11 protein-coding genes and 1 pseudogene are annotated in these 15,255 nt (G+C 71.4%); 7 read left to right on the top strand and 5 right to left on the bottom strand.

Going from position 1 to position 15,255, the window contains the following annotated elements:
- Window positions 1-41 precede the first annotated feature (41 nt).
- Window positions 42-242, top strand: a complete 201-nt coding sequence (locus KDB89_RS07795; protein WP_219079895.1) for a DUF7455 domain-containing protein — start codon at window positions 42-44, stop codon at window positions 240-242.
- On the opposite strand, the gene nudC is transcribed toward KDB89_RS07795, so the two are convergent.
- Genes nudC through KDB89_RS07810 form a run of 3 tightly spaced genes read right to left on the bottom strand, consistent with a single transcriptional unit; the run spans window position 229 to window position 7,303 of the window.
- The gene (gene nudC, locus KDB89_RS07800; protein WP_219079897.1) at window positions 229-1,059 is read right to left on the bottom strand and encodes an NAD(+) diphosphatase; all 831 of its coding nucleotides are present in this window, start codon (window positions 1,057-1,059) and stop codon (window positions 229-231) included. The two genes, KDB89_RS07795 and nudC, sit on opposite strands and share 14 nt — an antisense overlap.
- A complete protein-coding gene (locus KDB89_RS07805) occupies window positions 1,056-4,217 on the bottom strand; it encodes an ATP-dependent helicase (RefSeq protein ID WP_219079899.1) in 3,162 nt (1,053 codons plus the stop codon). Before KDB89_RS07805 ends, nudC begins: the two co-directional genes overlap by 4 nt.
- Window positions 4,214-7,303 (bottom strand): ATP-dependent DNA helicase, encoded by a 3,090-nt coding sequence (locus KDB89_RS07810; RefSeq protein WP_219079901.1) that lies wholly within the window; start codon window positions 7,301-7,303, stop codon window positions 4,214-4,216. Before KDB89_RS07810 ends, KDB89_RS07805 begins: the two co-directional genes overlap by 4 nt.
- Window positions 7,304-7,364: 61 nt before the next feature.
- On the opposite strand from KDB89_RS07810, the gene ligD reads away from it, so the two are divergent.
- From ligD to KDB89_RS07835, 5 genes and pseudogenes are all read left to right on the top strand, one after another.
- Window positions 7,365-8,309 (top strand): non-homologous end-joining DNA ligase, encoded by a 945-nt coding sequence (gene ligD / locus KDB89_RS07815; RefSeq protein WP_219079903.1) that lies wholly within the window; start codon window positions 7,365-7,367, stop codon window positions 8,307-8,309.
- A gap of 36 nt (window positions 8,310-8,345) precedes the next feature.
- Window positions 8,346-9,137 (top strand): PP2C family protein-serine/threonine phosphatase, encoded by a 792-nt coding sequence (locus tag KDB89_RS07820; RefSeq protein ID WP_255556427.1) that lies wholly within the window; start codon window positions 8,346-8,348, stop codon window positions 9,135-9,137.
- 44 nt (window positions 9,138-9,181) lie between these two features.
- Complete coding sequence (locus tag KDB89_RS07825; RefSeq protein WP_219079907.1) at window positions 9,182-9,406, top strand: DUF3107 domain-containing protein; 225 nt, start codon at window positions 9,182-9,184, stop codon at window positions 9,404-9,406.
- 201 nt (window positions 9,407-9,607) lie between these two features.
- On the top strand, window positions 9,608-10,954 hold the full coding sequence (locus tag KDB89_RS07830; RefSeq protein ID WP_219084251.1) for a DEAD/DEAH box helicase: 1,347 nt from the start codon (window positions 9,608-9,610) through the stop codon (window positions 10,952-10,954).
- Between the two features lie 233 nt (window positions 10,955-11,187).
- Window positions 11,188-12,671 (top strand): annotated as a pseudogene (locus KDB89_RS07835) (IS1634 family transposase).
- Window positions 12,672-12,720: 49 nt separating this feature from the next.
- Here KDB89_RS07835 and trpS read toward each other — a convergent pair.
- Together trpS and KDB89_RS07845 are read right to left on the bottom strand one after the other, a co-directional pair.
- Entirely contained in the window at window positions 12,721-13,812 is a 1,092-nt protein-coding gene (trpS, locus tag KDB89_RS07840) for a tryptophan--tRNA ligase (protein WP_219079909.1), read from the bottom strand.
- Between the two features lie 67 nt (window positions 13,813-13,879).
- Window positions 13,880-14,731 carry a PHP domain-containing protein gene (locus KDB89_RS07845; RefSeq protein WP_219079911.1) on the bottom strand — a complete coding sequence of 284 codons (852 nt, stop codon included), beginning with the start codon at window positions 14,729-14,731 and terminating at the stop codon, window positions 13,880-13,882.
- 50 nt (window positions 14,732-14,781) lie between these two features.
- Between KDB89_RS07845 and KDB89_RS07850 the strand changes: the two genes are divergently transcribed.
- On the top strand, window positions 14,782-15,252 hold the full coding sequence (locus KDB89_RS07850; RefSeq protein ID WP_219079913.1) for a DUF2505 domain-containing protein: 471 nt from the start codon (window positions 14,782-14,784) through the stop codon (window positions 15,250-15,252).
- Window positions 15,253-15,255: the final 3 nt, after the last annotated feature.

Here is a 15,255-nt window from a genome sequence, read left to right on the forward strand (position 1 = left end):
TTCGTTGCACACTGTGACAACAACACCGATGGGAGGCGACCATGACCGAACTAGCTGCGGATCCTACTCTGACCGCTATCGATCGTTGTGACCGATGCGGCGCCCAGGCCTACCTTCGTGTCTTCCTACGTTCTGGCGGCGAGCTGCTCTTCTGCGCTCACCACGCTGCCGCGCACCGCGAGAAGCTCGTGGAGGTGGCGGCGCGGATCCAGGACGAGACCAGCAGGCTCAGCGACCGCTGAGCCACTGCTCGATCAGCGAGCGAGCGATCGAGGCCCGCTGAGGCAGGACAACTTCATCCGATTCGACGGCGGCGACGAGCTCCTCCCTGGTGTAGAAGGCACCGGTGGCGATCTCGTCGCCGTCGACCGTTATCCGGGAGTCGACGGTGCGCCCGACGAACCCCAGCATCAGCGAGCGGGGCAGCGGCCACGGCTGCGAACTGATGTAGCGCACCGAGTCGAGCGTGATGCCGACCTCCTCCTGCGCCTCGCGGAAGCAGGCCTGCTCAGCGGACTCCCCCGCCTCGATGAAGCCCGCGACGATGGACACCCGGCTCGCCTCCCACGCCACGTTGTGCGCGAGCAGCAGCCGGTCGTCCGCGTCCGTGATGGCGATGATGATGCAGGGGTCCGTGCGCGCGAAGGCGAGTTCCCCGCAGTGCGTGCATCGTCGGCTGGCGCCGGCCTGGTGGGACCTGGTGGCGGCGCCGCACCGCTCACAGGCGGGCGCGCTGCCGTGCCAACGGCCCAGCGCCACGGCCGACGCCAGGACATCCTGGTCCGCGGCCGCCGCCTGCCTCCACCCGATGGACCCGCCGACGATCCGATCGACGGGTCGGGCGAACCACACGTGGTCGCGGGCGCGACCCAGCAGGATGTCGGACGGCCGACGCCGGCCCGGCGCGGCCAGCGGCTCGGGGATGCCGTCGGCGGCGGCGATGCGCCCCTCCGGATCGACCCTCAGCACCAGCGCCCCGCGCCAGGCCTCGTCCAGGTCCGCCTCGCCGCGCTCCAGCGGCATCCGGTCGAGCGTCGAGGGGTCTGTCCACTGGGTCACGTCTGCACTCCCGCTGCGATGGCGGCGTCGATCAGGCTGGCAGGGGCGTCGATGAGGCGCAGCCGGTCCTGTGCCACATGGTAGAACCCCGCACCCACCTGAGAGGGGTCGACGCCGCGGGCCTCGGCCCAGGCCTGCCGGTAGACGGCGAGCTGCAGGGGGTCGGCCTCCGCCCCGGAGGTCTTCCAGTCGATCACGAGATAGGAGTACCCCTCTGCGGCGCCGTCGTAGACCGCGTCGATCCTGCCGCGCAGCACCACCCCGGAGCGGTGCATCAGGAACGGCACCTCGACGCCGATCGGCACCCGGTCGGCGAACCGCCCCTGCTCGAAGGCCTCGATGAGCCTCCGCAGTCCCGTCGGGGCAGGGGCGTTGTCTGGCACCAGCTCCTCGAGGGATGCGGGCAGCTCGAACCGCTCCTGGAGCCACGCGTGGAAGCGGGTGCCGACCCGGGCCGCGGTCGACGGGCGCCGTGGCATCCTTCTCAACAGCGAGTCGACGAACTCGTCCGGGTCGCTGCGCAGCGCCATCAGGGCGGTGGCCGACAGCCCGTCGGGCAGCTCGATCCGGCGCTGGCCGCGCTCCTGCAGCAGAGCGGTCAGGTGCCGGGCCGTGTCGTCCCAGGCTGCGACCTTCTCCGCGTCGGCGGCATCGACGATGCCCGAGCGCCACACCCAGGCCTCGCGCTCCTCGCGCGTCGCCGGTAGTGCGGCCGCCGCGGCCACCAGGCCCGCGGCGTCGCGGCGCACCGCAAGCAGCTCCGGGCTGAGCTCCTCCGGCCAGGCCGCGCGCACGGGCTCCGCCGGAATGGGGTTGGAGTCGGCTCCGCGGGTGGCATGGTCCTCGTAGCGCCCCCGTTCCTCGGCTGCCTCGCGGATGACGGCGAAGTAGGGCGACTCGTCGCGTGGCCGCACGGTGCCCGGCGTCCAGATGTGGGTGGTGCCCACCAGCAGCGATTTCGCGCGGGTGGCGGCCACGTAGGCCAGGCGATCCTCGGACAGCCGGTGTTCGGCGGCCAGCGCGACGCGGAACTCGGCGAGCCCGGCCTTGGAGTACTCGGCCAGCTGTGGGATGGAGTCGGCGTCTCCCCGCAGCGGCGAGGGCAGCGACTCGGCCCGCTGCGGCCACACGCCCGACCGCGGCTGCGAGGGGAAGACCTTGTCGGCCAGGGACGGCAGGTAGACGGTGTCCCACTCGAGTCCCTTCGCCCGGTGCACCGTCATCAGCTTGACCGAATCCTCGGATGACACGACCGCCTGCATCAGGCCCTCGCCATGCTCCTCCTCGGCGTCCAGATAGGCGAGCAGTCCGCTGAGCGACCCGTCCCCGTCGACATCCACGTAGGTGGCGACCTCGTCGACGAACCGCGCGACCTGATTGAGGGCGTTGCCGGTCGACAGCAGCTCAGCCTCGAGGCCGAGGACGGCCACGACGCGGGTCACCAGGTCCGCCACGGGGTCACCGGCGTGCCTCCTCAGCCCCGAGATCTCGGCGTGGAAGCGGGCGATCCGCCGCCGGGCCTCAGGGCTGAGCGGCGTGTCGCCCGGGTCGGCGACCGCATCGAGCAGGCAGGGCCTCTCCCCCGGGTCCGTCTGGGTCACCGTCGCGGCGAGCTCAGCGTCGAAGTCCCGCGACGGCGCCTCCGCCGCGTCGGCCGCCAGCTCACGGGACCGTCTTCCGAGCGCCTCCAGGTCCGCCAGCCCGATGGACCAGCGCGGGCCGGTGAGCAGCGCGGCGACGTCAGGATTGGCCGTCACGTCGTCGAGGATGCGCAGCGTGGACACGATGGGCGCGATCTCGGGCAGCGTCAGCAGCCCCCCGAGGCCGACGATCTCCACCGGCACCCCCGAGTCGCGCAGTGCGGTGAAGACCGGGGTGAGGGTGGCGTTGCGCCGCACGAGCACCGCCTGCTCCCGCCACTGGGTGCCCTCGTCGTGCCGTGCGACGATGCGGCCGGTCAGCCAGGCGACCTCGTCGGGGGCGGTGTCGAACGTGGCTGCGCACACCTCGCCGGCCTGCGCGCGGGGGGGCGCGATCAGGGAGACCCCGTCCTCGCCGGGGGCGGCATGCAGGCCCGCTGCCAGCGCGTTGCCGACGTCGAGGATCCGCTGCCCGCTGCGGCGGTTCACGCTCAGCGTCAGGCGCGATGCGGCGCTGCCGTCGGCCCGGGGAAACTGGTGGGGGAACTCGAGGATGTTGCCTGCGGCGGCGCCCCGCCAGCCGTAGATGGCCTGGTACGGGTCGCCGACGGCGGTGACCGGGAATCCGGTCCCCTCGGAGCTGCCTCCGAAGAGGTCCCGCAGGAGGATCGCCTGCGCGGACGACGTGTCCTGGTACTCGTCCAGCAGCACGACCCGGAACCGGTGACGCAGCTCGCGGCCGACGTCCGGAACACGCCCCACCAGCCGAACCGCCTCCCGCAGCTGGTCCGCGAACTCCACGACTCCCAGCGCCTGCTTGAGACGCTGGTAGTCGGCCACCAGGTCGAGGAGTTCCAGGCGTTCGTCGGTGGCTGCGAGCGCGTCACCCACGTCCTTGTACGGCTTGCCTCGCCACAGCGGGGCCGCCTCGAAACGCGCCCGTGCCCGCTCGGAGAACTCCTGCAGCTCCGCGACGCCCACCAGGTGAGACTGCAGCTCGGCGTCCAGGGACAGCACGCGCTCAGGGATGTTGTGGTGGCTCAGGCGGCTGATGCGGTGGAAGGGGCCGGGGGCGTTGGCGACCACACGGGCGGCGAGCCGGTATCTGCTGGCGCCTGTGACCATCACCGGGTCACGGTCGAGCCCGATGCGCAGGCCGAACTCGCTGACGAGCCGGGCCGCGAAGGAGTCGTAGGTCATGACGAGCTCGGCCCCCTCGCCCTCCTTGTCGACGAGCACGCCCGCGCGTTGCAGCGCGGCCGAGACACGACTGCCCAGCTCGGCGGCGGCCTTGCGGGTGAACGTCAGGCCGAGCACCTCCTCGGGCAGCACCTGCCCGGTGCCGACGAGCCATACGACGCGCGCGGCCATCACCGTCGTCTTCCCGCTCCCCGCCCCCGCGATGATCACGGCCGGCTCGAGCGGCGCACAGATGGCGGCGAGCTGCTCGTCGGAGAAGGGGATCTCCAGGGCGTCGACCAGCTGGGCAGGGGTCTCGAGAGGGGTGCTCCGGGTCATGGGGTGGTCTCCGTCCTGAGGGCGGGGCAGGTCTTCGTGAACTGGCAGAAGCGGCACGCCCCGCACTCGACGGCCTGGAACTCGCCGGAGCGCAGCACGCCGACGGCGCTGGCGATGCGGTCGTGCACCCAGGTCGGTCCCTGCTGCAGCTCCTCGCCTGACAGGGCGGGTGCCTCGTCGAGGCTGGGCTGGCTGACCAGCGCGGGGAAGGTGTCCCCGGAGCGCAGGAAGGCCAACGCCGGGGGCGCGACGCGCCGCTCCCCCGGCGCGACGTCGTCGAAGGCGCCCAGGCTCGCGGCGAGCTGGTAGACGCCCAGCTGGGCGTGGTCTGCGACGTCGGCCGGTTTCAGGGCCTTCCGGCCCGTCTTGAGGTCGACGATCCGGAGCCTGCCCTCGGCGTCGCGTTCGAGGCGGTCGACCGTGCCGACCAGCGCGACGTCGGTGTCCGCGACGCGCAGCCCCACGCGGAACTCCTTCTCGACGGCCAACAGCTCCTCCGAACCGGACGACTGGTAGTGGGCGAACCTGTCGATGGCGGCGTCGATCTCGACCTTCTCCGTGGCCGACAGCCACTCGGTCTCGAAGCCGATCGCGCCCCAGACCTCGTCGAGATGCCGGTGCATCTCCTCGGCGTCCATGCCCTCGCGGCCTGCCTGGCTGGCGATCAGGTGCACGACGTCGCCGACCGATGCCCTGGACTGCCGCGTGCCTTCCGCCTGCGCCCGCCTGGCCAGGAACCAGCGCCGCGGGCACTCGAGCAGCGCCTCGAGCGACGAGCCGGTGATGGTGACGGGCCCGTCGAGCGCCGGCGGCTGCGACGTGAGGTCGCCCGTGGCCCACCACGCGGCGGGATGCGCGCCGGGGAAGCCGGGCCCGCCGTCGGGCGTCGTGACGCGGGTGAGGTCGGCCAGCCGGAGCGCGGCGGCCCTCCTCAGCGACGGTGACGCCGCCTCGTCGGCGAGCGTGCGACGCAGGTCGCCGACGAGCGATGCGGGCGACAGGAGCAGGTCGGGGCGGCCGTGGACCCGGGTCACGCCGCGGCCGAGCTCGGCGAGGAAACGCGAGGGACGGCCGCCCTCCCCGTCGATGCCCTGCACGGCGCTGACGCTCAGCCCGCTGCGGGCGCGAGAGCAGGCGACGAGGAACAGCTGCCGCTCCGAGCGCAGGTGCGCCAGCGGGTCCGGTGGCTCCAGTACGTCGGCCGTGACGCGTTGCGCGTCCAGCAGCAGCCCGCCCCGCGACGAGCGTGGCCACTGCCCCTCCTGCACGCCGATGACCCAGACCCGCTCCCATTCGAGGCCGCGGGTCCGGTGGGCTGTCACCACGCGCACGCCGCGCGACTCGGGGCTCAGTTCCCGGCCCGTGTCTGCCGGGATCTCCTGCGCCGAGACCTCGCCCAGGAAGGTCCGGGCCCCGGCGGACCCGCGGAGGTCGTCCGCACGCGCGGCCGTCTCGAACAGCTCGACGAGGGCGTCGAGATCCGCGCCGGCCCGGCGGCTGCCGCGCAGCGCCTGGCCGCGCAGCTGCTCCGGCCAGCCGGTGCCGTCCCACAGCTCCCACAGGGCCACCTGCACCTCGGCGCCGTCCGACAGCGTCTTCGCCGCGCGGCCGAGCAGCGCGGCGAGGTCGCGGACCCGCCCCGCCGCCTCCGACTCGTCGCCGGCGAGCAGCTCCGGCTCGGCCAGTGCCCGGGTGACCAGCGCCGCCGAGGTACCAAGCCCCGGATGGGCCCGCAGCAGCGCGCGGCCGAGCTGCCGCTGCGCGACGCCGTCGAGGCCCGCCAACGGGGACGCGAGGAGCTGCCTCGCCTCCTCCTGGCCCGGGGTCGCGCCGCGGGCGGCCACGCCGAGGCCGAGCAGCAGGATCGCGACCGCTGGCTGCTCCGCCAGCGCGATCTCGTCGCCGGACACGTCCACCGGGATGCCGAGGCGGACGAGCTCCCGCGCCACGAGGCTGAGCTGGGCCCGACCGGCCCGGGTCACGACGGCGAGGTCCCGCCATTGCAGCCCCCCGCGCGTCACGGCCTCGCGGAGCTCCGCCGCGACGTGGGCCAGCTCGGCAGAGCCGTCGTCGAAGACCCGCACGTCGACGGTGCCGCCGGCCCGGGCCGGGCCGGGGGCCGGGGCCGCGTCGCGCGCCCCCAGCCGCGTGCCGAGGCTGGCCAGCGCCAGGCCCAGTTCCTCGCCGAGTCGGAAGCCGTCCGTCAGCGTCAGGACCTCGGCGTCGGTGGCCCTGGCCAGATCCCGCAGCGCGGTGGCCGACGCCCCGCGGTACCAGCCGATGGACTGGTGCGGGTCCCCCAGCGCGAGCACGGGGACCCCCGCCCGTGCGACGTCGGCGATGAGCGCACCCTGCGACGGGTCCAGTTCCTGCGCGTCGTCGACGATCACCTCGTCGAAGGACGCGCGCACCGCGTCGGCCACCTGCGGCTCCTGCAGGAGGAGCCGGGTGCGGTAGACCAGCTCGGCGTAGTCCAGATGCCCGGAAAAGTCGCCGACGATGAGGTACTCCTCCATGAACGCGGCCGCTGCCACGAAACCCTCGTCGCCGGCCTCGGAGGCGAGGCGGGCGAGGATCTCCGCGTCGAGGTTGAGCTGTCGGGTGCGGGCGAGCACGTCGCGCAGCTGGCGGGCGAAGGCCCGGGTACCGACCGCGGCGCGCAGCCCTTCCGGCCACGCGGTGGGGCTCATGCCGGCCAGCAGCTCACGGATACGCGCCTCCTGCTCGGGGGCCCTCAGCAGCAGCCACGGCGCCTCGCCGTGGGGCAGGAAACGGCGCATCAGGCCCAGCGCAAGTCCGTGCACCGTGGTGACCTGGGCGGAGGTCTGCGCGTGCGTCAGCTGCCGGGTGATGTCGCGCCTGAGCGTCTGCGCGGCCGGCCTCGAGCCCGCCAGCACCACCGTGCGCTCGAGGTCGCTGCCAGCGGCGACCCGCGCCGCGGCGGCCGCGGCGGCGACGGTGGTCTTGCCTGTGCCGGGACCGCCCAGCACCACACGCACCCCGTCGTGCGGCCCGGCCGCGGCCAGCTGCCCCGCCGTGAGCTCCGGCGACTCGAGGTGTCTGTGCGGGAGAATGCGCGAGCTCATGGCACCATGCAACCATCCGCCCCCGACAATTGGCCAAGCGAGGCGACCGGAGGAGGCAGCCATGAGCGGGACCATCACGACCAGCCTCGACGGGGTGACGCTGGCCCTGACCCACCCGGAACGTCCGATGTTCCCCGATGGCTTCACCAAGGGCGAGCTCATCTCCTACTACGTCGAGGTCGCCGACGTCCTGCTCCCGCACCTGGCCGGGCGTCCGATAACGCGCGTCAGGTTCCCGCAGGGCACCGCCGGAGGGTCGTTCTACGAGAAGAACGTGCCGGCCGGCGCCCCCACCTGGGTCCGGACGCTCCCCGTCGCAACGTCGTCCGGCCCGCTGCCCTATGTGCTCGCCGAGGACCGCCCGACGCTGGCCTGGCTCGGCAACCTCGCCGCCGTCGAGCTGCACACCCCGCAGTGGCGCGCGGGCGACGCGACCCTCGGCCCCGACGGCGTCGTCCTCGACGGCGCAGACGAGCCTCTCACGCGCACCCTCATGGTCGACCTCGACCCTGGCGAGGGGCTGACGATCGCCGACTCTGCGACCGCCGCGATCCTCGCCGCCACGACGCTGGCCGACCTCGGGCTGGAGGCCCTGGTGAAGTCATCCGGGAACAAGGGCCTGCAGCTGAGCGTGCCGATCGCGCCCACCCCCTGCAGCGAGGTGCACGCGTGGGCGCGCACCCTGGCCGGGCTGCTGGCGCGTCGGCATCCGAAGACCTTCGTCGCGACCATGGCGAAGGCCGCCCGCGCCGGGCTGGTGTATGTCGATTTCGGCCAGAACCTGGCCGCGCGCAACACGATCTCCCCGTACTCGGTGCGGGGCGTCGAGACCCCCTCCGTCGCGACGCCGCTGACCTGGGACGAGGTCGGCGGCCTCACCCGTCGGACGCAACCACTGAGGATCACCCCCGCTCAGGTGCTCGACCGGGTGTCCAGGAACGGCGATCTGTGGCAGGCAGCGCTACGCGGTGACGCCTCAGCTCCCCTGCCAACCCTCGCGACCTGACACAATGCGCCCATGGACCTGACGGAAGGGAACCCGATGCACGAGCAGGCTGGCCGGTCGGAGCGTTCCCACTACCTCAGATTTCCGGCTCCCTGGATCGCCGGCTGCAGCGACACGGGGCTCAGGCACCGCACAAATCAGGATGCCCTGTGCATGGCGGTTCGTGAGGGCGAACCCCACGCCGCGATGCTGGCGCTGGCCGACGGGGTGACCACCGCGCACGGCTCCGAGGTGGCATCGGCCGTCGCCACCGAGACGGCCATCGAGTTCATGACGCAGGGCCACGACCGGGGATACGCGCCCAATGTCGTGTTCATGAAGGCCTTCGCCGAGGCCAACCAGGCCGTCCTCGACGCGGGTGACGACCCGTCGGCCTGCACGCTGATCGCCGCGATGGTCGCGGGAGACACCATCGCCGTCGGCAACGTCGGCGACTCGCGCGCCTACTGGGTCGGCGAGGACGGGTCGTGTCAGCTGCTCAGCACCGACGACTCGATGGCCCAGGCGCGGATCATGCTCGGCATGTCGCGCGCTGAGGCAGAACAGTCCAGCCAGGCCCACGCCATCACGAAGTGGCTGGGCCGGCAGTCGATGAATGCGTCCCCCAGCGTGACGACACTGCAGCCCGCCGGACCAGGGTGGCTGCTCCTGTGCTCCGACGGGCTCTGGAACTACGCAAGCTCGCCCGACGACATGTCGGCGCTCTTTGCCCGCGCCGCGGCGACCAGTACGCCGACCGACGCGCTGGCCGAGGCTCTGGTGGCGTGGGCCATCGAGCGCGGCGGCCGCGACAACATCACGGTCATCGTGGCCCGCATCGACCCCTGAGGAGTCGCCCCGCCCGCTTTTCCATGGTGACTAGAGTGAGCAGCATGGAAATCAAGATCGGCATCACCCACCTCTCGCGAGAGGTCGCGCTGGAGTCCACCGCCACCCCGGAGGAGGTCTCCGAGCTGGTGCGCAAGGCCGTCGAGGACAAGACGCTGCTGGACCTGGTCGACGAGAAGGGACGCCGCATCCTCATCCCCGGCGACCGCATCGGCTACGTCGATCTGGGCAGCCCGACGGCGCGCGCGGTGGGTTTCGGCGCCGTCTGAGCGCTCTGCGATAGACTCTCGGGCAGCGGGCCCTCAGATGGGCCTGCCTCCGGCTGCGCCCGGCGCGCCGTGAGTTCTTCTCCTGACAGAGGTTGAGCCCTGAGCGACAACGAGAATCCGGTCGACGAGACGTTCGCCGACCTTGGAGTGCATGAATCCATCACCTCGGCTCTCGCCGAGGCCGGCATCGTCCACCCGTTCATGATCCAGACCCTCGCCATCCCCCTGGCGCTCGGCGGTTCTGACCTGATCGGGCAGGCGCGCACCGGCACCGGCAAGACGCTGGCCTTCGGCGTCAGCCTGCTGCACCGCATGGTCACGCTGTCCGACGGGGTGAAGCCGTCCCACGGCAAGCCCCGCGCACTGGTGGTCTGCCCGACGCGTGAGCTCGCGCTGCAGGTCGGCCGCGACCTCGACGTCGCAGGCAAGGACCTCAGGATGCGGGTCCTGACCATCTACGGCGGCACCGGCTACGACGAGCAGCTCGGCACCCTCGAGGCGGGCATCGACATCGCCGTCGGTACCCCGGGTCGTCTGCTGGACCTCGCGGACCGCGGCGCCCTCGACCTCAGCGAGATCCAGGTCCTGGTGCTCGACGAGGCCGACGAGATGCTCGACCTGGGCTTCCTGCCGGACGTCGAGCGTCTGCTGCGCAAGACCCCCGCGTCCCGCCAGACGATGATGTTCTCCGCCACCATGCCCGGCCCGATCCTGGCCCTGGCCCGCGCGACGCTGAACCACCCGATCAACATCCGCGCCGAGGGCGCCGACGCCCAGATGACCGTCCCGGACATCACGCAGTTCGTCTACCAGGCGCACGACCTCGACAAGCCCGAGATCATCGGCCGCATCCTCCAGGGACGCGAGACCACCAAGGTCATGGTCTTCTGCCGGACCAAGCGCGCGGCGCAGCGACTGACCGACGACCTGGTCGACCGCGGCTTCCCGGCGGCCTCCATCCACGGCGACCTGAATCAGCAGGCGCGTGAGCGTGCCCTGAAGAAGTTCCGCGCCGGGACGATCTCCGTGCTCGTCGCCACGGACGTCGCCGCCCGCGGCATCGACATCTCCGGCGTCAGCCACGTCATCAACCACGAGTGCCCCGACAACGACGCAACCTACGTGCACCGGATCGGGCGCACGGGCCGCGCCGGCCACACGGGCGTCGCCGTCACGCTGGTCGACTGGTCGGATGTACACCGCTGGAAGCTGATCAACGAGGCCCTGAAGCTCGGCATCCCCGAGCCCGTCGAGACCTACTCGACGTCGCCGCACCTCTACACGGATCTCGACATCCCGGAGGGCACCAAGGGCCGCATGCCCGGCACCGCACCCAAGGCGCGCGAGCGCACCGAGCGGCGAACCGAGGGCGGCGATGCAGGCCGTGGCCGCCGCCGCACCCGCGGCACCGAGGCCAAGGGCGACCGCCCTGCCGAGGGCTCCGGCAGCACCGACGGCGAGCGTCGTCCCCGACGTCGCCGCCGCACGCGCGCCGGCGTCGACGTGCCACGCACGCAGCCGGCGGCGGAGACTCCCGCCGCCGAGTGACCGCGTCGCCACCGACGAACGAGGGGCGCCCCACCTGCCGGTGGGGCGCCCCTCGCGTCTGAGGCGGGCCTCAGTAGTCCATCTGCATCGCCACGCGCACCTCGTGCAGCGTCGCCCGACTTAGGCCACATTCTTTGGATTCCGGGGTCGATCACGGGCTGACTAGGGGTTCGTGTCCGCGGGGTGTGCACTAATCGGGTGCTGGTTCTAGCCTTGGTCGCGTGTCTCCCTACGTGCGGACGGTCAAGACCGCCAGCGGCGCGACCGCCGTGCAGGTGGTCTGGTCCAACAAGCGCGGGAAGAAGGACATGGACCACATCGGTTCCGCGCACACCCCGGAGGATCTGGAGGTCCTCAAGACCATCGCCCGTCAGCGGATGACGGCCGGTCAGGACGAGCTCGATCTCGGCGACGGGAGACCGCGTGGACGGGCGTTGACGATCCAAGCGTCACGCTCGGAACACCTGTGGGAAGCGTTGTCGGCCGGCTACCGGGCCGTGGGTCTTGAGCGACGTGTGCTGGGGATGAGGTGTTCAAGCAGCTGGTCCTGGCCAGGTTGATCGAGCCGACGAGCAAGCTGGACTCGATCCGGGTCCTCGACGAGATCGGCATCACGCCCCCGTCGTATCGCACGATCGAGCGCCGCCTGGCCGGCTACTCGACCGGTGAATGGCGCCGCCGGATCGCCGGAGGGTTCGCTCAGCATGCCGGTCTGGGGCCGGCGACGTTGGTGCTCTACGACGTGACGACGCTGTATTTCGAGACCGATGAGGGTGACGGGTTCCGGGAGTCCGGGTTCTCGAAGGAACGCCGCCTCGAACCACAGATCACCGTCGGCCTCCTCGCCGACGCCACAGGATTCCCGTTGATGGTCAACGCGTTCGAAGGGAACAAGGCCGAAACCCGCACGATGATCCCGGTGCTCACGGAGTTCATGGCCGCGCACCGGCTCCCCGAGGTGACCGTGGTCGCGGATGCGGGGATGTTGTCCGACACCAATCTGAAGGCGCTCGCGGGGGCGGGGTTGCGGTTCATCGTCGGGCAACGGATCCCGCAGGTGTTCTACCAACTCGAGCAGTGGCAGAAGACACATCCCGGCCAGCAGCCCACGGACCAGATGATCCTGACGCAGCCGTGGTCCCGCGGACCGTTGGAGGCGCAGCAGGCGGAGACGATCTACTACCAGTACCGCGCCGATCGGGCCCGGCGGAGCCTGCGCGGGATCGATGAGCAGGTCCGCAAAGCCGCCGACGCCGTCGCCGGCCGCACCGCGGTCAAACGCAACCGGTTCGTCCGCCTCGACGGCGGCAAGAAGTCCATCAACCTGGAGTTGGAGGCGAAGGCCCGGACCCTGGCCGGGTGGAAGGGCTACATCACCAACCTTCCGAACCCGACGCCGGAGATGGTGATCGGCGCCTATCACCAGCTCTGGCAGGTCGAGAAGTCGTTCCGGATGTCCAAGTCAGATCTGCGCGCCAGGCCGATCTACCACCACAAGCGCGACTCCATCGAGGCGCACCTGACCATCGTGTTCGCCGCGCTGGCCGTCGCCAGATGGCTCGAGAACACGACCGGGGTGAGCATCAAGCAGTTCGTGAAGACCCTGCGGCGTTACCGGACCATCGACATCCAGGCAGGCGATCAGACCGTCACCGCTGAAGACCCCCTCCCCGACAACGTCACCGACCTCCTGGACCGGATCAATCAGCGCCGATAGACCGCCCTCGACGGCCCCGAACGATGGGCACTAATTGGCCTAAGTCAGGTCAGTAGTCCATCTGCATCGCCACGCGCACCTCGTGCAGCGTCGCCTCCGCGATCTCGTTGGCCTTCGCGTTGCCGGCCGCGAGCAGGTCGTGCAGATAGCCCGGGTCGGCCTCCAGCTCGGCGCGTCGGGCGCGGTGCGGCGCGAAGTAGTCGTTGACGGCGGCCGTGACGAGCTTCTTCAGGCCGCCGCCTCCGCCGTCGCCGATCTCCGCGGCGATCTCGACGGGGTCGCGGTCGAGGCACAGCGCGGCGATGTTGATGAGGTTGGACACCTCGGGTCGATGCTCCGGATCGAACGTGATGTGGCGGTCGGAGTCCGTCACGGCCCGCTTGATGAGCTTGGCGGTCTCGTCGGCGGTCATCCGCAGCTCGATGGTGTTGCCCTTCGACTTGCTCATCTTCGTGCCGTCCAGGCCGAGGATGGTCCCCGACGCGCTCAGCAGGGCCTCCGGCTCCGGGAACACGGGCGCGGCCGGGTCGAAGCGGCCGTAGCGCTCGTCGAAGCGTCGGGCGATGACGCGGGCCTGCTCCAGGTGCGGCAGCTGGTCCTTGCCGACGGGCACGAGGTTCGCCTTGCAGAACAGGATGTCTGCGGCCTGGTGGACCGGATAGGTGAGCATCAGGCCCGACATAGGGCGGTCCCCCGTGTCGTCCAGCTCGGCCTTGACGGTCGGATTGCGCCGCAGCTCCGCGTCGGTGACCAGCGAAAGGAGCGGCAGCATCAGCTGGTTGAGGGCCGCGACGGCCGAGTGGGTGAAGATCGTGACCTTCTCGGGGTCGATACCGGCCGCGATGTAGTCGGTCAGCAGCGAGTAGACGCGCTCCTTGACGGGGCCGACGCCGTCGCGGTCAGTGATGACCTGGTAGTCCGCGATCAGCACCATGGTGTCGATCCCGAGCCCGGCCAGCCGCACCCGGTTCTGCAGCGACCCGAAGTAGTGTCCGATGTGCAGATGTCCCGTCGGCCGGTCGCCGGTCAGCACGCGCCACTTCGAGGGGTCCTTGGCCACCTGAGCCTCGATCTCCCGGCTGCGCTGCGTGGAGCGCGCCAGGGAGGCTTCGAAATCGTGCGTGTTCGGCTCGAGCGACATGGACGGGACCTGCCTTGCGGGTGGGAGGGCTGTCAAACGTCCCCTACCCTACCGCCCGTCGTCCGGGTCAGACGACGCCGCCTCGGCGCCTGATCCGCGAGGTCAGGTCCCGGTACGCCGAGGGTCGCGTCAGGTTGGCGCCAAGCGGGTTGTTCTTCTTGCCCGTGCCGTGGTAGTCGCTCGACCCGGTGCGGATCAGACCGAGCCGGGCACCCATCTCGAACAGCAGAGACCTCGTGTCCTCGTCATGGTCCGGATGATCGACCTCGATCCCCTCGAGGCCATGCGTCGTGACCAGCGACTCCAGGTAGGGCGCCGTCAGCACCTCACGGGTGCCCCGGGACCAGGGGTGGGCGATCACCGCCACGCCGCGCGCGTCGTGCACGAGGTCGATGGCACGCTCCAGCGGGCAGGCGTACCGCTTGACGTAAGCCGGTCCCCCGTCGTGCAGCCAGCGGGCGAACGCCTCGTCCCTGTCGGCGGCGTAGCCCTTCGCCACGAGCGCGTCCGCGACGTGCGGCCGCCCGATGACGGGGGCGCCGTGTGCCGCGGCCTGCAGCTCCTCGACCGTGACGGGCAGGCCGAGCTCGGCCAGCCGTTGCAGCATGGCGGGGATGCGCTCGGTGCGGCCGACGCGGATGCGGGCCAGCTCCTCCCCCAGCCCCCGGTCGTAGGGGTCGCAGCCGTAGCCGAGCAGGTGCACGGACCGGCCCGCGTACTCGGTGGACATCTCGAGGCCGCTGATGACCTTCACCCCGATGCGCTTGCCCGCCTCCTGCGCCTCCGGGACGCCGCCGAAGGAGTCGTGGTCGCAGAGCGCGATAACGTCGAGCCCTGCGTCGAAGGCCCGCATGACAAGGCCGGTCGGCGTGTCCGTGCCGTCGGAGACCCGCGAGTGCGTGTGGAGGTCGATCTTCATGGGCGCCATCTTACGGGGGTCAGGCGGGGCTCATGGGTAGGGTTGGCAGCATGCAGTTCGATTACACCCACACCTACGCGACCACACCCGACAAAGTCGTCGATCTGATGCGCACTGAGGAGTTCATCGACGACGTCGCCACCCACGCCGGAGCGGTGTCGCACACGGTCGAGGTGGGGCCGGAGAAGACCCTTCTCGCGATGAAGCTGCCCGTCCCGGAGAGCCTGGCGAAGTTCGTGGGCGCGACGATCTCGCTGGAGATGACCTTCCGGTTCCAGCCGCCCGCCGCTGACGGCAGCGTCCCGGGAACGGTGGACGTGGACGTGGCCGGTCTGCCCGTCGATGTGGCGGCCCGCGCGCTGCTGACCCCCACCGGCGGCACCACGGTGGCCCACTATGCGGGGACGCTGACCGTGAAGATCCCGCTGGTCGGACGCAAGGTGGAGAAGCAGGTGGAGCCCTTCATCCGCGACGCCTTCGGCGGCCTGGAGCGCCGCGCCGCCGCCTGGCTGGCCCGCTGACAG

Origin of the sequence: Tessaracoccus palaemonis, from assembly GCF_019316905.1 — a bacterium.
Taxonomy (GTDB): Bacteria; Actinomycetota; Actinomycetes; order Propionibacteriales; family Propionibacteriaceae; genus Arachnia; species Arachnia palaemonis.